The organism is Novosphingobium sp. BL-52-GroH (assembly GCF_044813085.1).
GTDB lineage: Bacteria > Pseudomonadota > Alphaproteobacteria > Sphingomonadales > Sphingomonadaceae > Novosphingobium.
Genome location: NZ_CP171149.1, coordinates 1,507,147 through 1,528,105 on the forward strand (window position 1 = coordinate 1,507,147; position 20,959 = coordinate 1,528,105).

The window sequence follows — 20,959 nt, forward strand, 5'->3', positions numbered from 1 at the left end:
GACGAAATTCATGGCAATCGGTTGGAAGGGTGTTTTCCCGGCAGTCACCACGCAGCTCCGCACGGACCTGTCGATCGATCTTGCGGACACCCAGCGCGTCGTCGACGACCTGGTTCGCGACGGCGTCACCGGCGTCATCGCGCTGGGCACCGTGGGTGAGAACAACTCGCTCGAGTACGACGAGAAGGTCCAGGTTCTCTCGGCGATCGTCGAGGTGGTGGACGGCCGCGTGCCCGTCATCACCGGCGTGTCCGAATACGACACGCGACGCGCGGTTCGCTATGCCCAGGCTGCCGAGAAGGCGGGCGCCGACGGCCTGATGCTGCTGCCACCGATGGTCTACGTGCCCAAGGCGCATGAACTCGTCGCCCACTTCAAGGGCGTGGCGGAGCAGACCGGCCTGCCGATCATGCTCTACAACAACCCCCCGGCCTACCGCACCGTGATCGACCAGAAGGTGCTGACCGCCCTGATCGACGTGCCCAACATCGTCGCGGTCAAGGAATCGGCGCCCGATACCCGCCGCTTCACCGACTTCCGCAACGCCTTCGGCGACCGCTACGTGCTGTTCGCGGGACTCGACGACGTGGCGCTCGAAGGGCTCTACCTTGGCGCACAGGGCTGGGTCTCGGGCCTGACCAACGCTTTCCCCAAGGAATCGGTGGAGCTGGTTGCGGCCTTCGCGCGCGGCGACCATGCCAAGGCCATGGAAATCTACCGCTGGTTCATGCCGCTGCTGCACCTCGATGCCGAGCACGACCTCGTCCAGTCGATCAAGCTGGCCGAGGAAGTCATGGGCCGCGGGTCGGAGCGCGTCCTGCCTCCGCGCTACGTCCTGCAGGGCGAGCGCCGCGCCGAAGTGATCGCCATGGTCGAGAAGGCCGCCGCGACCCGTCCCGACCTGACCGTCGCGAAGGCAGCCTGAAGGAGCATCGATGCGGCACACATTCTTCTGCATCGACGGCCACACGGCCGGTAACCCCGTTCGCCTCGTGGCGGGCGGGGTTCCGCTGTTGAAGGGCGCCTCCATGTCCGAGCGCCGCCAGGATTTCCTGGAGCGCTTCGACTGGATTCGGACCGGCCTGTGCTTCGAACCGCGCGGCCACGACATGATGTCGGGCGGATTCCTCTATCCGCCGACCGACCCCGGGAACGACATCGGCATCCTGTTCATCGAGACCAGCGGCTGCCTGCCGATGTGCGGCCACGGGACGATCGGCATCGTCACGTTCGGCCTCGAACATGGCCTGATCCAGCCCGCGACTCCGGGCCGCCTGCGGGTGGAAGTGCCCGCCGGGGTGATCGAGATCGCCTATGAGACGGCAGGGCCCAAGGTCACGTCGGTGCGCATCACCAATGTCGCCGCCTATGTCGCCGCGCGCGGTATCGCGGTGGACGTGGAAGGCATCGGCCCGCTCTCGATCGACGTGTCCTATGGCGGCAACTACTATGCCATCGTCGAGCCGCAGGGCGCCTACACCGGCCTCGACGACCTCGGCGCGGCGCGCATCATCGAGTTGAGCGGCCGAATCCGCGAGGCGGTGCGCGCGAAGTTCGAGCCGGTCCATCCGCTCGATCCCACGATCCGGGGGGTGAGCCACGTCCTGTGGGCCGACAGGCCGAAACACCCGGGCGCGGACGGCCGCAACGCGGTGTTCTACGGCGACAAGGCGATCGATCGCAGCCCCTGCGGCACCGGCACTTCGGCACGTTTGGCGCACCTCGCGGCGACCGGGCGGCTTTCAGTGGGCGATGCCTTCGTGCACGAAAGCTACATCTGCAGCCGGTTCACCGGCCGGGTGGAGCAGGCCGTCATGCTGGGCGACCAGCCGGCGATCATTCCCTCGATCGAGGGCTCGGCGATCGCCACCGGGTTCAACACCATCTGGATCGACCGGGCGGATACCTTCTGGGAAGGCTTCCAGGTCACCTGAACTTCCGATCCTCCCCGTTGGCGCGGCCAATGGGGAGGATTTGGCGTTCATCCTCCCACCACCACCATAACAGCGCCGCGTGCCGGCACCGTGTAGCTGGCCGGCAGGGTGCCGGATTTCGTCCCGCTCCACAGGTCCTCGACTTGCGTCACCGACGCCAGTCCGGCATCCGCCGCCGTCGCCGCCAACGATCCGGCCGCATCGCCCCGGTTGAACAGGGCCAGTGCCACGCGGCCATCGGCGAGCGGCTTGGTCCAGACCTCCATCGTGCCCGCCTTGCGGACCGCCCTGGCCTGTACGCCCCTGGCATCCTGGTCGACCGCGATCACGGCCCGGTTGGTCAGCATCGCCAGCGTCGCCGCATCCGTTTCGCGCAAGTCGTGGCCCATCATCAGCGGCGCGGCGGACATCGCCCACAAGGTCATGTGGGTGCGGTATTCGTCGGCGCTCATGCCGCCGTTGCCGATTTCCAGCATGTCCGGGTCGTTCCAGCCGTGGGGGCCGGCCCATTCGGGCTTGCCGTTCCTGTCGAAGCCGATCTTCGCCATCGTCGGGTAATCGTCGGTGATGTCGCCGGTGGTGCGCCATAGCTGGCCGCCGACATCGCGGCCCCACGATCCCACGTCGAACCGGCCGTATTCGCACAAGGAGAACAGCATGTCGCGCCCGGTGGCCTGCAGCGCCGCGCCCATTTCATAGTAGCTGCGCTTCACCGTGTCGGCATCCGCGTAGAACCACTCGCCCGAGCACAAGTCGTACTTGAGATAGTCGAAGCCCCAGGCGGCGAAGGTCCTGGCATCCTGCGCGACGTGGCCGTAGCTGCCTTCGTAGCCGGCGCAAGTACGGGGCCCCTGCGAGGAATAGATGCCGATCTTCAGACCCTTGGAATGGACGTAGTCGGTCAGCGCCTTCATGTCCGGGAACTTTGCATTGGGCTGGAGCACGCCGTTCGCATCGCGCTGGCCCTGCCAGCCGTCGTCGATGTTGACGTAGAGGTAGCCGGCATCGCGCAGGCCCGTGGCGACCATGGCATCGGCCTGGGCGCGCACGGTCTTGTCGTCGATATGCTCGGCGAACTTGTTCCAGCTGCTCCAGCCCATCGGCGGGGTGGCGGCGAGCTTGCTGGGGATCGGGGCACCGAGCGCGGGCAGGGGCGGGGCGAACTTGAAGGCGCGGGCGCGCGCGTCCTTCGCCTTGCCGCGATAGCCGGCGACGTCGATGTCCGATTCCCAGATGCGGCCCTTGAGATGGGCCTTGCTGCCTTCGATGGCGACGCTCCAGGCGCGGGTGGGATGGTCGCGGTCGTTGATGTTGCGGGTGTCGAACCGCAGCGCGCCGTCTTCCACGCGCGGGTTCAGCATCTCGACCGGGCCGTACCACCGGGTAGTCACGGTGCCCTCGATCCTGCCGCCCTTCGAGGCGACCTCGATCATCGTGACGCCGGGGGTGGGCGGGGTATCGTCGAACAGCCAGACGCCGTCGTAGGCGGTTTTGGCGAGGGCAGGGGCGGCCAGCGACAGGCTGGTGCCGAGAAGGACAGCGGCAGTGAAAAGGGCGCGCGACATCGCGATCTCCTTCGATCGGTAGTGAGACGGGTAGTGAGGAAAGGTCAGGCGGGAGCGATGGCCGCCTCGCGCGAGGCATCGCTGCGGCTGCGCCCGTAGAGGCAATAGACCAGCAGGCCGATGACGTTCCACACGCCGAAGCGGATCAGGGTGGAGGCTGGCAGGCTGAACAGCAGGTAGGCGCAGCCCAGGATCGTCAGGGTGCCGACGAGGTAGGGCCTGGGGCAGCGGAACAGGCGGGGCAGGTCCGGCATCCGGCGGCGCAGGATCATCAGGCAGGCGCCTACCGAGATGAAGGCGATCAGGGTGCCGGCATTGGCCAGCTCGGCGATCTCGTCGAGGCGGAAGATGCCTGCGACCACCGCGATCGAGATGCCCGTCATCAGCGTGATGCGCGTGGGCGCGCCGGTCCGCGGGCTGATCTTGGCGAGTGCGCGGGGCAGCAGGCCATCGCGGGCCATGACGAAGAACACGCGGCTCTGGCCGTACATCATCACCAGGATGACCGAGGGCAGCGCCAGCACGGCGGCGAAGGCGATGAGATGGGCGGCGACGGGCTGGCCAAGCTGGCGCAGCACGAGCGCCAGCGGCTCCGGCGAATTGGCAAGCTGCTGGAACGGCACGGCGCCGATCGCGGCAATGGCGACGGCCATGTAGATCGCCGTGCACACCACCATCGAGCCGACGATGCCGATGGTCAGGTCGCGCCCGGGGTTCTTCGCCTCTTCCGCGGACGTCGCCACCGCGTCGAAGCCGTAGAAGGCGAAGAAGACGATCGCGGCGGCGGCCATGACCCCGCGCTGTTCGCCGCCGATCTCGGTACTGGCGAAGCCGTAGGGCATGAACGGTTCGAGATTGCCGGCATGGAAGGCAGGCATCGCCATCACCACGAAGACCGACAGCGCGGCAAGCTTGATGATGACGAGGACGATGTTCAGCGTCGCACTCTCGCGCGTGCCGGCGATCAGCATGCCCATCACCGCCAGCGCCACCGCGACGGCGGGGAGGTTGACGATGCCGCCGCCGTGCGGGCCGACCAGCAGCGCATGGGGCAGGTGGATGCCCGCCGACTGGATCCACCCCACGAGGTAGCCCGACCAGCCGACCGCGACGGTCGAACAGGCCAGCGAATATTCGAGGATCAGGCTCCAGCCCACGATCCAGGCGATGGTTTCCCCCATCGCGGCATAGCTGAAGGTGTAGGCGCTGCCGGCCGCGGGGATCATCGTCGCCATTTCCGCATAGGCCAGCGCGGCGCAGGCGCAGACCGCACCCGCGATCGCGAAGGCCAGGATCACGGCGGGACCGGCGCGGTCGGCGCCCACCCCGGTCAGGGTATAGATGCCGGTGCCGACGATGGCGCCCACCCCCAGGGCGATCAGGTGCGGCCAGCTCAGGGTCTTGGCAAGGGAGTGCCCGGATTCGCGTTTCAGCAACGAGTCTATGGATTTACGCGGTCCAAGCATTTGGTCCCCCCTGGAAGTCGTGGATCAGCCGGTCTGGCTGGCGGCGAAATGAGCGCGCAGATCGTCGAGCGTGCTGGCGATGTGCTGGGTGAGCAGGTCCTTCACCTTGTCCGCGTCCCCGGCGAGCCAGGCGTCCAGCAGATCACGGTGTTCGGTATGGGCGCGATCGCCGCGCCCGGCTGGCTCGAGATGGGCGATGACGTAGCGTTCGGCGAGAACCTCGAGCCGTTCGACGTGCTGGGTGGTCAGCAGCCGCTTGCCGGGGCGCACGAGCGCGACGTGGAATTCGCGGTTGCGCAGGCCGACATCGGTGAGGTTGCCCCGCGCCGCTTCGTCCAGCCGTTCGAACGCCTCGACCGCGGCGCGGCGGTCGTCCTCGTCGGCGCGGGCGCTGGCATAGGCGGCGGCCGCCGGTTCGATGGCGAGGCGCAACAGGTAGATTTCCTCGGCTTGGTCGCTCGACATCGGCCGGACGAACCAGCCGCGATTGGCCTGGCTGGTCAGCAGGCCCTCATGTTCGAGCCGGGTCAGCGCCTCGCGCAGGGGTATCTTGCTGACACCCAGTTCCGCGGCGAGCGCATCCTGCCGTACGGGCTCCATCACCGGCAGCTTTCCTTCGACGATCCTTTCGCGGATCACATCGAAAATCCGTTCTGCAAGCGTGCGGACAACGATCGTCACCAATATATCTCCATATCGACAGCAGCCGTGTGTAACGCGGCTGGACTAACGTATACGGTAGATGATCCTGTGTGCACCTGCAATGCAGGCCTTGGTCCCGGGCCTTCGGCATCAGCGGCAGCGCCCCACGGGAGGCTGCTTTCCTGAGCGTGGAGAGCGGGAAGGGTCATTGGAGAAGCAGCCTTGTCTTGGCGGTGATCGGTGTATATACCGTATACGATATCTCGTTCATTGCAACGGAGTTTTTGTGGGACCAATCGGGATCATCGGTGGCGGAGTAGTCGGCCTGTGCGCGGGCATCGAACTGCTGGAAGCCGGTGAGGGCGTCGTGATCGTCGACGACGACACCGCCGCCCGGGCGCCGTCCTGGGGCAACGCCGGGCATATCGCGGTGGAGCAGGTCGAGCCACTGGCCTCGATGGAGACCTTGCGCGCGATGCCGGGACGGCTGTTCCTGCGCGGTGGCGCGCTGGCCTTGCCGCCTGCGTCGCTGGCGACGTGGTTGCCGTTCGGCCTGCGCCTGCTTGCGGCAGCGCGCCCTTCGCGCTTTCAGGAAGGCTGCGCGGCGCTGGCACCGCTGCTGGAGCGTTCGATGTCGGCGTGGCAGTCCATCGCCGGCCGCATCGGCGCGCCCGAACTGGTGCGACAGGACGGTCACTTCGTGGTGTGGCACGGCGATGACGCGGCGAGCGCCGGGCGCGCGGCCTGGGAAACGGCCCGGACCGGAAGCGCCTCGGTGCACGGCGTCACCCCGGACGAGCACGAGATGCTCTCGAGCCTGTGCAGGAGGCGCGTGGCCGGTGCGATCCGCTTTTCCGGCAGCGGCCAGATCGCGGACCTCGGCGCGCTGCGCATCGCCTTGCGGGCGGCGTTCATCGCGCGGGGCGGGACCATCCACGAGGCCTCCGCCGCGCTGCGCCTCCGCCATGGCCGGGCGGAAATCGCCGGGCTCGACGCGGACCGCGTGCTCGTCTGCGCCGGGGTTCGTTCGCGCGCGCTGATGGAGGCATCGGGCCACAAGGTGCCGATGATCGCCGAGCGCGGCTATCATGTCCGGGGCGACGCCTCCGGCTGGCCCGCGGACCTGCCGCCGGTGGTGTTCGAGGAGCGCTCGATGATCGTGACCCGCTACCGCGAGAGCGTGCAGGCGGCCAGCTTCGTCGAATTCAGCCGCCTCGATGCGCCGGCCGATCCGCACAAGTGGGAGCGTCTCGAGCGCCACGTCGCGCAGCTCGGCCTGCCGATCGCGGGACCTTTCCGACGCTGGATGGGGAGCCGCCCGACGCTGCCGGACTACCTTCCGGCGATCGGGCGCTCGACGCGGGCGGGCAATCTCTTCTATGCTTTCGGGCATCAGCACCTCGGGCTCACGCTCGCACCGATTACCGCGCGGTTGGTCGCCTCGATGATCGCAGGCGGGCAGCCGGAACTGCCGCTCGCGCCCTTCGACATCCAGCGCTTCGCATAAGGACGACATCATGATTGGCGGATCGACCGCGCAGATCGAACTGGATCGCATCCAGCCCTGGGCCGGGCGAGCCGCCGCGATCGCCGCCGGCGAGCGCGACGCGCGGATCGCCCGCGCGCAGCAGTTGACCGATGCCATGGGCGCCGATGCGCTGCTGGTGAATGCGGGCGCCTCGCTGCGCTATTTCTCGGGCCTGCCATGGGGCCAGAGCGAGCGTCTCGTGGCCATGCTGCTGGTGCCCGGCCGCACGCCGATCATGATCTGCCCGCATTTCGAGATCGGCACGCTGGAGGCCGACCTCGCCATCCCGGTCGACATCCGTTCGTGGCAGGAGGACGAGGACCCGGTCGCGCTGGTGATCGACGTGCTGGCGCAAGTCGGCGCAAGGACGCTGGCCATCGACCCCGAACTGCCGTTCCACTTCGCCGAGCGCATCCGCCAGGGCGGGACCGCGCTGGTCGACGCGATGCCGGTCGTCAAGCAGTGCCGCATGGTCAAGTCGGCGGCCGAACTCGCGCTGATGCAGCAGGCGAAGGACATGACGCTGTCGGTCCACCATGCCGCCGCGCGCATCCTCCAGCCCGGCATCCGCCAGAGCGAAGTCGTGCACTTCATCGACGCGGCCCACCGCAAGCTCGGCGCCAGCGGGTCCAGCTTCTGCATCGTCCAGTTCGGCGAGGCCACCGCCTATCCCCACGGCCTGCCCGGCGACCGCGCGCTGGAGGAGGGGCAGCTCGTCCTGATCGACACCGGCTGCACGGTGCAGGGCTATCACTCCGACATCACCCGCACGTATGCGTTCGGGGCGGTCTCGCCGGACATCCGCAATATCTGGGAGATCGAGAAGGAGGCCCAGCAGGCCGCCTTCGACGCCGCGCGCCCGGGCGAGACCTGCGAGAGCGTGGACGGCGCCGCGCGGGCGGTGCTGGCGAAGGCGGGCCTGGGCCCCGACTACGACCTGCCGGGCCTGCCGCATCGCACCGGCCACGGCATCGGCCTGTCGATCCACGAACCGGCCTATCTGGTGCGCGGCGACCGCACGCTGCTGGAGCCGGGCATGTGCTTCTCGAACGAGCCGATGATCGTCGTGCCGCAGCGTTTCGGCGTCCGCCTGGAGGATCACATGTTCGTCACCGACACCGGCGCGCAGTGGTTCACCCGGCCACAGGCGGCGATCGACCGGCTCTAGCATCGGGACGCGACGGCCTGTCCGGCGCTGCCCGTTCGGACGGCGGCTATTCCTGCCCGCGCTTGGCAAGACCGCCCGCCGCTCCCGGTCGCTCGTCCTGTCGGTGGCGTTCGACCTCGTCGCCGATCGCGGTATCGACGCGCGGACCTTCCGCGAGATCGCCGCCGCCACCGCGTGCAGCACCCAGCTCGAAGCCGGCATCGACGAATCCGAACCTGCGCACGGCTAACCGAGGTAGGCGGCTTCCAGGTCGCCACCGGCCGCGATCTGCGCCGAGGAGCCTTTCGCACGGACGCGCCCTTGGCTCAGGACATAGGCGCGACTGGATAAGGCCAGGGCGAGGTCCGCCATCTGGTCGACGATCAGCATCGCCACGCCTTCGTCCCGGACGGTCTCGAGCTGATCGAACAGGTCGGACGTCGCCTGGGGCGACAGGCCGAGCGAGGGTTCGTCGAGCAGCAGGATGCGCGGTTGCGCCATCAGCGCGCGACCGACCGCCAGCATCTGTTGCTCGCCACCTGAAAGCAGGCCCGCCTGTCGCTCCAGCATCGTCGCGAGCTGGGGGAAACGCCGGAGCACCTGCTCCATGCGCTGCGCTGCTCCCCGGGGACGGGTATAGGCACCGAGGCGAAGATTGTCGCGGACCGACAGCTCGGGGAAGACCTGCCGTCCTTCGGGCACCAAGGCCAGCCCCTGCCGCACCCGCGCCGCCGTCGAATGGCCGTTGATCTGCGTCCCATCCATCCGCAAATGCCCTGAACTCGCCGTCAGCAGGCCGGACAGGATGCGCATCAACGTGGACTTGCCCGCCCCGTTCGCGCCCAGCAGGGCGACGGCTTCGCCGCGGCGGACTTCGATGTCCACGCCGTGCAGCACGTCGACGGCGCCATATCCGGCATGGAGGGCATAGGCGCCCAGGCACGGCTCCCCGAGCTTTTCGACGGCACGAGCCTGTCGTCCCATCCGGCGCTCGCCCAGATAGGCTGCGCGCACGACGGGATCGGCCTGGATCTCGGCCGGAGTGCCGCTCGCGATCAAGGCGCCCGTCTGCAGGACCGCGATCCGGTCCGATATGCCCATGACGAGGCCCATGTCGTGCTCGACCAGTCCCACGCCGATCCCGGCTTGCGCGATGTGCCGCAGCAGATCGCCCAGGATGCGCTTTTCCGCCTGCGACAAGCCGGCGGCAGGCTCGTCGAGCAGGATCACTTCGGGGTCGGTCGCCAGCGCTCGCGCGATTTCGACGAGGCGGCGGTCGACATGCGCGAGGGCGTCGGCCGGCGTCGCAGGGGCACCGGCAAAGCCGCAGGCGGCCAGCAGCGCGCGGGCGTGCTCCCGGTCGGCTGCCGAACGGTTCGTGGCGCGCCCGAGCAGGTGGCCAAGCCGCCCCTTGCGCATCGCGAGCAGGACGTTCTCCTCCACGCTCATGCTGTCGAACAAGGCGGAGGTCTGATAGGTGCGGGCCACGCCGGCCTGTGCCGACAGCCACGGCCTGCCGGGCGGCAGTGGCCGGTCGCCCAGCGTGCGCTGGCCGCCATCGGAGCGGTAGAAGCCGCTCAGGATATTGATGACGGTGGATTTTCCCGCTCCGTTGGGGCCTATGAGCGCGGTCACCGTGGCGGCGGGAACGTCGATGTCGAGGCTGTCGATGGCCTGCACGCCGCCGAAACGGATGCCGAGGGTATGGCCGTGCAGCGTCTCGCGCGGGCGGGCGGGCAGCAACGTCGCGAAGGGCATGGCCTCCACCGGCAGGCCGTCGTCCTCGCGCGCCGGCCCGAACAAGCCGGCGATGCCGGTGGGCGCCAGCCAGAGGACCAGCAGCACCAGCGCCGCGTAGGCGAGAACCCGATAGGCTTCGAAGGAGGAGAGGATTTCGGGAAGCAGGCCGATCACGATCGCTCCCAGGACCGGACCGGGCCGGCTCCCGGCTCCGCCGATCAGCACGACCAGCACCAGCAGGATCGACAGGCCCAGGTTGAAGGACTGCGGGATCACGAAGCTGTTGAGCGGCGCGGAGAGGCCGCCCGCCAGCGCGCAGCATCCGGCCGACAGCATGAAGGCGACGATGCGCACGCGCATCGGATTGATCCCGATCGACGCCGCGGCCGTCTCCGAATCGCGCACCGCCCGCATCGCCTGTCCCCAGCCATTGGCGGAGAGGATCCGGTAGGCGCCCATGACCAGCGCGGCGGCGACGATGGCGACGATCGCCATCGCCCTGTCACCCAGCACCGTGCCGCCCAGCGAAAGCGGCGCGATCTGCAGGATGCCGCCTTGCCCGCCGGTCAGGCTCTCCGCCTCCACCAGCGTCTGTTCGACGACGAGGCCGAAGGCGATGGTCACCATGGCGAGGTACGGCCCCTTGACCCGCAGCGCCGGCAAGGCCAGCAACCCGCCCACGCCGGTCGCGATCCCGATGCCCAGAGGCCAGGCAAGCCAGAACGGCATCCAGCCGCGCGATGTGCAGATGGCCACGCTGTAGGCACCGATCGCATAGAACGCGGCGTGGCCGAAGCTGAACTGGCCGCTCAGGCCGACCAGGATGTTGAGGCCGATGCCGGCGATCGCCAGCAGGGCGATCTGGCCGATGACGAAGGCATAGTAGCCGTTGAGCGTCAGCGCCCCGGCGAGCGCGCCCGCCAGCAACAGGACCCAGAGCGAGAGGGCCACGCTGCGGTGGGATGGGGAGGCGATCATACCTTGCGGACCTGTGCTCGGCCGAGCAGCCCGTCGGGGCGCACGGCAAGGACGACGATGACCAGCAGGAAGGTCACGATCTGGGTGTAGCCCGACCCGACGGCAAGCGTGACGATCGCCTCGACCAGCCCGAACAGCAGCGCCGCGGCGACGATGCCCCAGGCACTGCCGAGGCCGCCGAGGATGGCGACCGCGAAGGCCTTGAGGCCGAGCACCACGCCCATCCCGGTCTCGACGTGCGAAAGCGGCGCCACCATCATCCCCGCGATGCCTGCCAGCGCGGAGGACAGGGCGAAGGCGGCGGCGATCACGCGGCCCACCGGGATGCCCATGATGCCGGCGGCGTCCCGGTTCTGCGCGACGGCCAGCATGGCCGTCCCGTGCAGGGTCCTGCGGCGGAACAGGTCGATGCCTGCCGCCAGCACCAGCATGACGACGGGCATCAGCAGGTGAAGCGGGTATATGCCAAGGTCCACCCCGCCCAGCCGCACAGACGACAGCACCAGCGGCGAGGCCATCGAGCGCGGCTCCGCGCCGAACACCAGCATCATGCCGTTGTCGCACACCAGGCCGAGCGCGACGGTCGCCATCAGCCAGGCCTCCGACTTGCGGGCGAGGAACGGCCGGATGGCCAGGCGTTCCACGACCAGCCCATAGAGACCGCAGGCGAGGATGGCGATGCCCACGGCGACCGGCACCGGCCATCCTGCCTGCACGATCATCCACAGCAGCACCGCGCCCAGCATCGCGCTGGACCCTTGCGCGAAGTTGAGCGCGCCGCAGACCGAGGCGGTGATGTGGAAACCGAGCGCGATCAGCCCGTAGACGGAACCGAGCGCGAGGCCGGTCAGCAGCGCGGGAACGATCTCCATGGCTCAGCCTGCCTTCGCCGGGACCGGCACGATGCGCCCGTCGTCGAATTCCGCCCAGACGTAGTCCTGCTCGCCCAGCGCATCCTGCCCATGCGCGAAGGGCGCGCGATAGGACTTTATCAGGCCGTCATGGCGATCGATCCGGGCAAAGCCGCGCCGGACAGCCTCGCCGTCGAGCGATCGCGCGGCCCGGATCGCCAGCGCCGCCAGGTGCATCGCGTCATAGGCATTGGCGACGCCGACGGCCGGGGTCACGTCCTGCGGTCCTCGGATATCGGGATACTTCGCTTTCAGCGCGGCCAGCACCCGTGTCTTGACGGGGTTGTCCGGCCCGAAGAAGCTGTATGTCTGCACGAATTTCACCCTGTTCGCGTGAGGCCCGGCCAGTTCCGAGAAGCGCCCGCCGGCGGGGCCCCAGTGGGATACGACCGGAACGTCCCAGCCCATCTGGTCCAGCGACTTGACCACTTGCGCCGAGGGACCGACCGTCGCGACCATCATCAGGCTGTCGGCCCCGGACGCGCGCAGGCGGCCAAGCTGGGGCGTGACGTCGACGTCGGAATGCTCGAACTTTTCCGATCCAGCGAGCGGCAGCCCGGCGGCGGCGAGGGCGGCTTTCAGGCCCTTCTCGTTCGACTGGCCCCACGGATTGTTGAGCAGGATCAGGCCGGGACGCCGGGCGCCGTAGGTGCGCCGGGCAAAGCCGACCATGGCCTTGTCGACCAGTTCGTCCACCGCCGAGACGCGAAACACGTAGTTCGGATCGGTGCCGTTGTGGGTGATGACGGTGCCGGCCGCCCAGGGCACGACGAATGGCGTGCGCGCGGCGGTGGCGATGGGGACGATCGCTCGCGCCACCGGCGTGTCCAGCCCGCCGAACAGCAGGGCGACGCGTTCCTTGTAGAGCAGTTCGCGCGCGGCGATCACGCCCTTGCCGGGGTTGCTCTCGTCGTCCCGGCGGATCAGGTCCAGCCGGCGGCCGAGGAGCCCGCCTTGCGCGTTGATCTCGTCGATCGCCACGGCGAGGCCGCGGGTGATCGCCTCGCCCGACTTTGCCGACTGTGCCGACAGCGCCGTTATCAGGCCGATGCCGATACGGTCGCCGCGACCGCCGCATCCGGCGAGGGCCGTGGCCGCGCCACCGATCACGCCGGCCAGGATAGTCCGTCTTGGAACGAGAATCGCCATGGTTCGCCTTCATTGCGGTTGGGAAGCTGGCTACCACAACACTTGGACAATTCAACGCAAAAATCGTCAACGATTTATTTCAGGATCGTATGTGATTGGTCTTGCCATCCGGCTCCATTGTAGTGCAAAGCGATTCCGACGCATCCGCCGCGCATTTGAGAGTGGAGCGTCGAAAGGGTGAGGCGGCGGCGCGACCAGCGTCTTGGAAAGGCGGATTTGGATCATGAAGCAGAGCATCGACATGTCGGACGAAGGCGCCATCGCCACTCCTCCCCGCCGCCGGGCCCGCAAGGCAGAAGCCGCGCCCGATCTGGGCGCGCCTGCCGCGAGCCATGGCGTCGACATCGAGCAGCACATCTACGCGACGGTGTTCGACAGCGTGCTCAACCAGCGGCTGACACCGGGAACCAAGCTGCCCGAGCCGGCGCTCTGCGAGCTGTTCAACGTCTCGCGCGCGGTGATCCGCAAGGTTCTGCAGCGCCTGGAGCACGACCGCATCGTCGAACTACGTCCCAACAAGGGCGCCGTCATCGCCGCCCCCACGCCCGAGGAAACGCGCCAGATCTTCGAGGCGCGCCGGGCGCTGGAGGTCTCCATCGTGGAGATCGCGGCGCGGCGGCACACCCCGCAGGACCTGGCCGATCTGCGCCACCTCCTGGCGCACGAGCACGAAGTGACGCACAACCCCTACCAGCCCGCCTGGGCGGCCTGCGCGCGCGAATTCCACCTCAGGATCGCCGCGGTCGCGGACAATCCGATCCTGACCGCCTATCTCACCGAACTGATGACGCGCTGCTCGCTGATCGTCGCGCTCTACCAGCCGATCGGCAACGCCGCTTGCGAACATGCCGAGCACAGCCGCATCGTCGACTACATGGAGAAGGGCGACGTGGCCTCGGCACGGGCCGAGATGGGCCGCCACTTGCGCGCGCTGGAGGACAACATCAGCCTCGACCGGGGCGCCTCGACACAAACGCTCGCGCAGATGCTGAACCTGGGATGAGAAACGAGCCCACCCACGTCGATTTCGACGCGATCGGCGCCTATCAGCGCTACAAGCTGATGGCGAGCCTGATCGTGCCTCGCCCCATCGCGCTGGTCACCACGATCAATGCCCAAGGCGTCGTCAATGCAGCCCCGTTCAGCATGTTCGCCATGCTGGGCGAGGACCCGCCGCTGGTGATGATCTCGATCAACCGGCTGAAGGACGACGCGCTCAAGGACACGGCCGCCAACATTCTGGAATCGCGCGAATTCGTCGTCCACATGGCGGACGAGGCGATTGCCGCGCAGATGCACGACTGCGGCACGACCCTGCCGCCCGACCGGAGCGAGCTGGACCTCGTCGGCTTCCACGCCGTGCCGTCCACCAGCGTCTGTCCGCCGCGCATCGCCGAGGCCCCGGTGGCCTTCGAGTGCCGGCTGTGGGAGAAGATCGAGACCGACAGCCGCTTCATCTTCCTGGGCCGCATCCTGCATCTTCACGCCCGCGAAGGGCTGATCGACACCGAGCTGTGGCGAGTGAACCTGCAGGACTATTTCCCCGTCGGCCGCTTCGGCGCCAGCTTCTACACACGCACGCGCGATCGCTTCGCCCTGCAGGGCGAGGCCCGGGAAACCGCGATCGACCGCATCTGACGCGTCATGGCGGGATGACGTCACGGCGAATCGTCATTGCCAGCCCGGCGAGTGCCGGACCCGCAATTATGCGTCGATCCAAATGCGCCGACCTCTAAAATCGTCAACGATAGATGGCTTCTGTCGTCGCAAACCGTGCTTCGCGCGCGTGGCGGAGCCTTGACCGGAATGCACAGGGCCACGAAATCGCGCAAAACCAACGTCGCCGAATAATTCTTAGATCGTTGACGATTTAAACTTGGATCATCGACGAAAATCCCTTTATGACATGATTCGCAACGAGCGATCGGGTCGCCGGGTGTCGGCAGGGCAACAGTCCGTCGCACCGCTTCCGATCGTGATCTCGGACAGCCATGGGGGTGACGATCATGCATATTGCGAAGTTAGCTGCCGGTCTTTCTCTGGGCGCGATGGGGATCGCGCTTGCCGTTCCAACCGCGATCCACGCGCAGGTCATCACCGGGGCCATCAACGGCCGCCTGACCGATCCCGACGGCAACCCGGTCGGCGGGGTGCCGGTCACCATCGTCCACGTCCCGTCGGGAACGACGACCACCGCGACCACCAGCGACGACGGCGTCTATGCCGTGCGCAACTTGCGCCCCGGCGGTCCCTACCGGGTCACGGCGACCTCGCCGGACCTGGGCTCCAAGTCGGTCGACGTGCCCGCGATCAACACCGGCGACGCCTTCCAGGTGAACTTCGCGCTGGGTGAGGTGACCGAGATCGTGGTCAGCGGCTCCTCGTTCGGCGGGGGCGATCTCAAGACCGGGCCCAGCTCCAACTTCTCGGCGCAGAAGATCGAGGCCGCGCCCTCGATCAGCCGCGACCTCAAGGACCTGGCGCGGATGAACCCGTTCGTCGCGGTCGATCCCAGCAACAGCGACGCGCTGGTCTGCGGCGGCGCCAACAACCGCACCAACTCGCTGACCATCGACGGCGTGCGCCAGAACGACGACTTCGGGCTGCAGGCCAACGGCTATCCGACGCAACGTTCGCCGATCTCGATCGACGTGGTCGAGACCCTGGGCGTGGAACTGGCGCCTTACGACGTGAACTACGGCGCGTTCGGCGGCTGCACGCTCAACGCCACCACCAAGTCGGGCGGCAACAGCTTCCACGGCCAGGTCTTCTACGAATATACCGGCGATGCGCTGCAGGGCGGCAAGTTCGCCTATACCGACTTCCAGGACGGCTCGCGCCAGAACCGCCGCCTGACCGGCAAGTTCTCGGAAAAGACCTTCGGCGCCACGCTGACCGGCCCGATCATCAAGGACACCTTGTTCTTCACGTTGAACTACGAGAAGTTCCAGCGTTCCGAGCCCTCGCTGGTGGGGCCGACCGGCTCCGGCTTCGCCAACCAGGTGCCCGGCGTCAGCGTCGAGCAGGCGAACGCGGTGCGCCAGATCCTCAAGGATCGGTACGGCTACGACCCGCTCGGCTACGAGGCGACCAAGCTGCCCGCGCGCGACGAGAAGATCTTCGCCAAGCTCGACTGGAACATCGCGCCGGGCCATCGCGCCACGGTGTCCTACCAGCAGACCAGGGGCTCCTCGATCTCGGCCAACGGCAATACGCTGACCGGGTCGAGCACGTCGCTGGGCCTGCTGTCGCAGTGGGTGGAGCGGCAGAACAACCTGCAGGTCTACAAGGCGCAGGTCTTCTCCGACTGGACCGACAACTTCAGCACCGAGATCAGCGCGTCCTACAAGAAGATGGACAACCCCGGCTATCCGCTGGCGGGCAACGACTTCGCGCAGTTCCGCGTCTACCTCAACGGCACGACCACGGGCCCCAGCATCTATGCGGGCACCAACGCCTCGTACCAGGCGAACGAGCTGACGACCTACCTCCAGCAATACCGCGCCAAGGCCACCTACACCGCCGGGTCGCACCGCATCACCGCCGGCTACGAACGCGAGGCGCTGAAACTGTGGGACCTGTTCGTGCAGAACGCCAACGGCTCCTACGTGTTCAACTCGCTCGCCGATTTGCAGGCCGGCAATGCCTCGTCGGTCAGCTATGCCAATGCAGGCAACAACGTGAAGGCGGACGCGGGCTTTACGCTCCACACCACCACCAACACGCTCTACCTGCAGGACGAATGGGCGGTACTGCCCGAACTGACGATCAAGGCGGGCCTGCGCTACGACTTCTTCGAGCAGTCCGACCGTCCGACGGAGAACCCGGTGGTGATGGCGCGCTACGGCATCTCCAATACCGAGAACCTCGACGGCAAGCACCTGCTGCAACCGCGCTTCGGCTTCAACTGGAAGCCCGACCCGACGTTGACGGTCTACGGCGGCATCGGCCTGTTCGGCGGCGGCTCGCCGACGGTGTGGACGGCGAACACCTTCTACAACACCGGGCAGATGCTGGGCAACGTCACGTGCACCCGTAATGCCACGACCAGCGCGGCATGCCTTGCGGGCCTGACCAACGTGGACGGCTTTGCCGTCAACCCCGCGCTGCAGCAGGCCAATACCGCCAGTGCCGCGCGCGGGCAGGGGCTCATCAACGCGCTCGACAAGAACTTCAAGCCGCAGTCGACGTGGAAGATGTCGATCGGCGCGCAGAAGGAATTCGACCTCGGCCGCTTCGGCAACGGCTGGCGCGTGGCGGCCGAGTTCATCCACAGCGAGGTGCAGAACGCCGTCGCGTGGTACGAACTCTATGCCGGCGCCAACCAGGGCCCCGCGGCGCCGGACGGCCGCCCGACGTTCCTGCCGGGGCGCGAGAACCGCAACGACATCCTCGTGACCAATACCAAGCAGGGCTATGCCAACCAGCTCGGCCTGGCGCTCGCCAAGACCTGGCGCGAGGGTCCGCTCGACGGGCTGGAGGCGATGTTCTCGCACACCTACATCCGCTCCAAGGACGTCAACCCCGGCATCACCACCGTGGCCGCCTCCAACTACAGCGGCGTGGCGACCTCCGATCCGAACGATCCCGGGCTGGCGACGTCGAACTACGAGTTCCGTCACCTCTCCAAGCTCTCGGTCAGCTATTCGCATGCCTTCTTCGGCGACAATCGCACGCGCCTGACGCTGTTCGGACAGCGCCGTTCGGGGCAGGTGTTCAGCTATACCTTCGACGTGGGCGCCAATGCCAACATGGCCGCCGACATGCTGGTGGGCGAGAACGGCGCGCTCGCCACCCGCAACCGCCAGCTCCTCTACGTCCCGCAGGCGGTGGGCGGGCAGGTGACCGCCGGCAGCGACCCGATCGTCACCTACGGCGCGGGCTTCGACCTCCAGGCGTTCAACGCCTTCCTCAAGAACAACGGCCTGCTCAAGTATGCGGGCAGGATCGCGCCCCGAAACGCCTTCAAGGCGCCGGCGATCACCACCATCGACATGCGCATCAGCCAGGAGATCCCCGGCTTCTTCCCCGAAGGGGCGAAGGCGGAAATCTACCTCGACGTCGAGAACCTGGGCAATCTCATCAACAAGCGCTGGGGCGTGCTGCAGCAGATTCCCTCGCCCTACGTCTCGGCCAACGTGGTGGCGCGCAATTGCCAGATCGCCGGGGCCTGTGCGACGCAGGGCAACTTCTACCAGTACGACAGCTTCGTGGGCCGGGCGGCGACCAGCTTCAACACCCAGTCGGTCTGGCAGGCGAAGATCGGCGCGCGTTTCAAGTTTTGACGGAAAGAGGGAAGGGACCAACATGATGGACAAGACGAGCAACGCCATGCCGCCGCTGTCGCGCCGCGGTATCCTTGCCGCCGCGCTGGCCGTGGGCGCCGCCGGGGTCGCCGCGCCTGCCTTCGCCGCGGCGAAGAAGGGCGCGCCCGGCACGGTGCCCTTCACGGTCCGGGGCGCCAGCTTCCTGCTGCGCAACGTGCTGCTGGAAACCGGCTACCTGCGTGAAGGCTCCGAAGTGGTCGGGACCGAGACGGCGAAGGCAGCGGTGCTGGTGCAGGATGGCAAGATCGCCGCGATCCTGCCCGCCGATGCGCCGGCGCCGGCGGGGACCACGGTGCGCGACGGGGCAGGGATGCTGCTGCTGCCCTCGTTCCGCGACATGCACATCCATCTGGACAAGACCTTCTACGGCGGTCCCTGGGTTCCCCCTCGCAAGCGCACGGACGGCATTCGCGGACAGATCAGGCTGGAGCAGACCCTGCTGCCCCAGCTCCTGCCCACCCTGGAGGAGCGCACCGGCAAGCTCGTCGACCTGCTCCAGTCGAACGGCACGACGTTCGCGCGCAGCCAGTGCAACGTCGATCCGGTGATCGGCACGAGGCACGTCGAGTTGCTCAAGCACGCGCTCGATCAACGCGCCGACGGCTTCGGCCATGAAATCGTCGCTTTCCCGCAGCACGGCTTCGTCAGCGCAAATCTGATCCCGACGATGCGCGCGGCGATGGCGGCGGGCGCGACGCATGTCGGCGGCATCGATCCCACCACGCTCGACGGGGGGATGGAGAAGTCGGTCGATGCGATGATGCAGGTCGCGCTCGACATGAACAAGGGCGTCGACATCCACCTCCACGAACCGGGCGCCAGCGGCATCGCGGCGATCCGCCGCATCGCCGACACCGTGGAGCGCGAACCCTCGCTCAGGGGCAAGGTGACGATCAGCCACGGCTTCTCGATGATGGCGCTTTCCGCACCCGAGATGGAGGAACTGGCCGCAAGGCTTGCCGCGCAGCAGATTTCGGTCGCTTCGACGCTGCCGTTCGGCGGGCATGTGATGCCGATCCCGATCCTGCTCGACAAGGGCGTCAGGGTCTACACCGGCACCGACAGCGTCGAGGACCACTGGTCGGTGTTCGGCAGCGGCGACGTCCTGGAAAAAGCCAAGCTCGCCTGCCAGCTTTACGGCTGGAGCGACGAATACGGCATTTCCCAGTCGCTCAAGATCGCCACCGGCGGCCCGACCCCGCTCGACGCGGCGGGAGAACGGGCCTGGCCCAGGGCCGGCGATGCCGCCGACATGGTCCTGGTCTCGGCAAGCTGCTCGGCCGAGGCAGTCGCGCGCCTCTCACCGCGCAAGGCGGTGTTCCACGCCGGCAACCTCGTCGCCGGTGCATTGGACGCCGCCGCCTGAACGGGCGCCGCCTGACCGCGCGAGCCTTGCGGCATCATCGCCACCGGCACTCCGGCGGAAGTCGATGCCGCAGACTTGCACGAGCGGGTCGTGCCCGGCCCCGCCAGTCCGACTATGCGCCCGGCCAGTCCGACTATGCGCCCGGCCAGTCCGACTATGCGGTAGCCCCCGGGCTTCTGGTTTGCTGGATGATGCGTGCGTCTACGCGCGCAGTTTCAGAGATATCCGCGGGCGACCGCTACGGCGGGCTGCCGGTGGACTTCCATGGAGATCAAGCCCTGGTTGAGAACATGGGCGATCATGTGGGCGCGGTTGCGCGTCCGGGTTTTCAAGCGTACGTTTTCGACGTGTCTTTCGACGGTTGAGGGGGCGATCGCCAGCCTCAGCGCCGCTTCCTTGGCCGATAGGCCCAAGGCCACCAGTTGGACGACCTCGCGTTCGCGATCGGTCAGTTGCGTGAAACTTTCTTCGAGAAAATCCATATATGCCCCCTGTCGTCCGGATTGAACCTCATTATTAAATGTTAGCAACCGAGGTTATACTAAGGGATGCTACGGGATAAAGTCACGGTCTATTTTTCGCTTACCTGGCGCGATTCGTCCCATAACGGTATTTTTACTCTATAATAGGGAATTTGGCTGCGGTCGGATGCCCCCGCCCCAGCCGGGTCGGACCAGTGCGAATCCCGCGGTATCCCGGGGCTTTTGGGCCCTGCCGGTGGCCGTAGAGCCGGCGCGCGCCGTTCTGCCGGTGCCGCAGGTTCGAATTGGCCGGCGCCTTCCTGTCGGGGCCGGCGTAGCGCGACAGGCCCTCGTCGCGCCGGCGGGCGACGCCCCGCCTTTCGCCGCCCGGCGCGAGTCGCGACTCGGCATGGCGCCATGCGAATTGCGGGAGTACGCGGCAGCGGGGTCGGCAATGCCGGGCGCGATACCGCATCGACATGCCTGCACCATGTCATGAGCGGTTCGACGCCGCCTGCATTCTATTGGCGCGCGAACGCGGGATGGTTCTCCCGACACCCTCCGGATTTGCCCCCGGGTGGGGCCACGACATGCACGATGATTTGGTGAGCGCATCGGGGCAAGTCCCACGATACAGACGTCGAAGAATAATAATTCTTGATGTATTATGGATATTGATCTGGCATATCTGCGTAAGGAGGGATATTCATGACGTGATAAATATCGCGTTGCCTCATTATTTCCA

The 20,959-nt window shown here is 67.5% G+C and carries 16 protein-coding genes; 8 read left to right on the forward strand and 8 right to left on the reverse strand.

Going from position 1 to position 20,959, the window contains the following annotated elements; translation table 11 throughout:
• The first annotated feature begins 10 nt into the window (after positions 1–10).
• Positions 11–925, forward strand: coding sequence for a dihydrodipicolinate synthase family protein (locus ACFFDA_RS06555; RefSeq protein WP_404477156.1), 915 nt, complete (start codon positions 11–13; stop codon positions 923–925).
• Positions 926–935: 10 nt separating this feature from the next.
• Positions 936–1,934 (forward strand): 4-hydroxyproline epimerase, encoded by a 999-nt coding sequence (locus ACFFDA_RS06560; protein ID WP_404477158.1) that lies wholly within the window; start codon positions 936–938, stop codon positions 1,932–1,934.
• A gap of 47 nt (positions 1,935–1,981) precedes the next feature.
• Here the strand turns inward: ACFFDA_RS06560 and ACFFDA_RS06565 are convergent, their stop codons facing one another.
• Genes ACFFDA_RS06565 through ACFFDA_RS06575 form a run of 3 tightly spaced genes read right to left on the reverse strand, consistent with a single transcriptional unit; the run spans position 1,982 to position 5,646 of the window.
• Positions 1,982–3,499: a glycoside hydrolase family 27 protein gene (locus tag ACFFDA_RS06565; RefSeq protein WP_404477159.1), complete on the reverse strand. Its 1,518-nt coding sequence runs from the start codon at positions 3,497–3,499 to the stop codon at positions 1,982–1,984.
• 44 nt (positions 3,500–3,543) lie between these two features.
• Positions 3,544–4,965, reverse strand: coding sequence for an amino acid permease (locus ACFFDA_RS06570; RefSeq protein WP_404477161.1), 1,422 nt, complete (start codon positions 4,963–4,965; stop codon positions 3,544–3,546).
• Between the two features lie 24 nt (positions 4,966–4,989).
• On the reverse strand, positions 4,990–5,646 hold the full coding sequence (locus ACFFDA_RS06575; protein WP_404477162.1) for a GntR family transcriptional regulator: 657 nt from the start codon (positions 5,644–5,646) through the stop codon (positions 4,990–4,992).
• Between the two features lie 247 nt (positions 5,647–5,893).
• On the opposite strand from ACFFDA_RS06575, the gene ACFFDA_RS06580 reads away from it, so the two are divergent.
• Positions 5,894–7,114 (forward strand): NAD(P)/FAD-dependent oxidoreductase, encoded by a 1,221-nt coding sequence (locus tag ACFFDA_RS06580; protein ID WP_404477164.1) that lies wholly within the window; start codon positions 5,894–5,896, stop codon positions 7,112–7,114.
• Positions 7,115–7,124: 10 nt separating this feature from the next.
• On the forward strand, positions 7,125–8,303 hold the full coding sequence (locus ACFFDA_RS06585) for a M24 family metallopeptidase (protein ID WP_404477166.1): 1,179 nt from the start codon (positions 7,125–7,127) through the stop codon (positions 8,301–8,303).
• A gap of 46 nt (positions 8,304–8,349) precedes the next feature.
• On the opposite strand, the gene ACFFDA_RS06590 is transcribed toward ACFFDA_RS06585, so the two are convergent.
• From ACFFDA_RS06590 to ACFFDA_RS06605, 4 genes are read right to left on the reverse strand one after another with little or no spacing between them, the layout of a single operon-like run.
• Positions 8,350–8,526, reverse strand: a complete 177-nt coding sequence (locus tag ACFFDA_RS06590) for a hypothetical protein (RefSeq protein WP_404477168.1) — start codon at positions 8,524–8,526, stop codon at positions 8,350–8,352.
• 2 nt (positions 8,527–8,528) lie between these two features.
• Entirely contained in the window at positions 8,529–11,000 is a 2,472-nt protein-coding gene (locus ACFFDA_RS06595; protein ID WP_404477170.1) for an ATP-binding cassette domain-containing protein, read from the reverse strand.
• On the reverse strand, positions 10,997–11,872 hold the full coding sequence (locus ACFFDA_RS06600; RefSeq protein ID WP_404477172.1) for a branched-chain amino acid ABC transporter permease: 876 nt from the start codon (positions 11,870–11,872) through the stop codon (positions 10,997–10,999). The genes ACFFDA_RS06595 and ACFFDA_RS06600 overlap by 4 nt, the downstream gene beginning before the upstream one ends.
• Before the next feature lie 3 nt (positions 11,873–11,875).
• A complete protein-coding gene (locus ACFFDA_RS06605; RefSeq protein WP_404477174.1) occupies positions 11,876–13,060 on the reverse strand; it encodes an ABC transporter substrate-binding protein in 1,185 nt (394 codons plus the stop codon).
• 223 nt (positions 13,061–13,283) lie between these two features.
• On the opposite strand from ACFFDA_RS06605, the gene ACFFDA_RS06610 reads away from it, so the two are divergent.
• The 4 genes from ACFFDA_RS06610 to ACFFDA_RS06625 all read left to right on the forward strand — a co-directional run bounded on the left by ACFFDA_RS06610 (position 13,284) and on the right by ACFFDA_RS06625 (position 19,753).
• On the forward strand, positions 13,284–14,063 hold the full coding sequence (locus ACFFDA_RS06610) for a GntR family transcriptional regulator (protein ID WP_404477176.1): 780 nt from the start codon (positions 13,284–13,286) through the stop codon (positions 14,061–14,063).
• Entirely contained in the window at positions 14,060–14,698 is a 639-nt protein-coding gene (locus ACFFDA_RS06615) for a flavin reductase family protein (RefSeq protein ID WP_404477178.1), read from the forward strand. Before ACFFDA_RS06610 ends, ACFFDA_RS06615 begins: the two co-directional genes overlap by 4 nt.
• Before the next feature lie 368 nt (positions 14,699–15,066).
• Complete coding sequence (locus ACFFDA_RS06620) at positions 15,067–18,345, forward strand: TonB-dependent receptor domain-containing protein (protein ID WP_404477180.1); 3,279 nt, start codon at positions 15,067–15,069, stop codon at positions 18,343–18,345.
• Between the two features lie 22 nt (positions 18,346–18,367).
• Positions 18,368–19,753, forward strand: coding sequence for an amidohydrolase (locus ACFFDA_RS06625; protein WP_404477182.1), 1,386 nt, complete (start codon positions 18,368–18,370; stop codon positions 19,751–19,753).
• Positions 19,754–19,968: 215 nt separating this feature from the next.
• Here the strand turns inward: ACFFDA_RS06625 and ACFFDA_RS06630 are convergent, their stop codons facing one another.
• Positions 19,969–20,235 carry a response regulator transcription factor gene (locus ACFFDA_RS06630; RefSeq protein ID WP_404477184.1) on the reverse strand — a complete coding sequence of 89 codons (267 nt, stop codon included), beginning with the start codon at positions 20,233–20,235 and terminating at the stop codon, positions 19,969–19,971.
• Between the last annotated feature and the right edge of the window lie 724 nt (positions 20,236–20,959).

Bases quoted from the DNA above. Each gene is read 5' to 3' on its own strand.
- ACFFDA_RS06555 (WP_404477156.1), top strand. From the start codon at position 11: ATGGCAATCGGTTGGAAGGGTGTTTTCCCGGCAGTCACCACGCAGCTC.
- ACFFDA_RS06560 (WP_404477158.1), top strand. From the start codon at position 936: ATGCGGCACACATTCTTCTGCATCGACGGCCACACGGCCGGTAACCCC.
- ACFFDA_RS06565 (WP_404477159.1), bottom strand. From the start codon at position 3,499: ATGTCGCGCGCCCTTTTCACTGCCGCTGTCCTTCTCGGCACCAGCCTG.
- ACFFDA_RS06570 (WP_404477161.1), bottom strand. From the start codon at position 4,965: ATGCTTGGACCGCGTAAATCCATAGACTCGTTGCTGAAACGCGAATCC.
- ACFFDA_RS06585 (WP_404477166.1), top strand. From the start codon at position 7,125: ATGATTGGCGGATCGACCGCGCAGATCGAACTGGATCGCATCCAGCCC.
- ACFFDA_RS06595 (WP_404477170.1), bottom strand. From the start codon at position 11,000: ATGATCGCCTCCCCATCCCACCGCAGCGTGGCCCTCTCGCTCTGGGTC.
- ACFFDA_RS06600 (WP_404477172.1), bottom strand. From the start codon at position 11,872: ATGGAGATCGTTCCCGCGCTGCTGACCGGCCTCGCGCTCGGTTCCGTC.
- ACFFDA_RS06605 (WP_404477174.1), bottom strand. From the start codon at position 13,060: ATGGCGATTCTCGTTCCAAGACGGACTATCCTGGCCGGCGTGATCGGT.
- ACFFDA_RS06610 (WP_404477176.1), top strand. From the start codon at position 13,284: ATGAAGCAGAGCATCGACATGTCGGACGAAGGCGCCATCGCCACTCCT.
- ACFFDA_RS06615 (WP_404477178.1), top strand. From the start codon at position 14,060: ATGAGAAACGAGCCCACCCACGTCGATTTCGACGCGATCGGCGCCTAT.
- ACFFDA_RS06620 (WP_404477180.1), top strand. From the start codon at position 15,067: ATGCATATTGCGAAGTTAGCTGCCGGTCTTTCTCTGGGCGCGATGGGG.
- ACFFDA_RS06625 (WP_404477182.1), top strand. From the start codon at position 18,368: ATGATGGACAAGACGAGCAACGCCATGCCGCCGCTGTCGCGCCGCGGT.
- ACFFDA_RS06630 (WP_404477184.1), bottom strand. From the start codon at position 20,235: ATGGATTTTCTCGAAGAAAGTTTCACGCAACTGACCGATCGCGAACGC.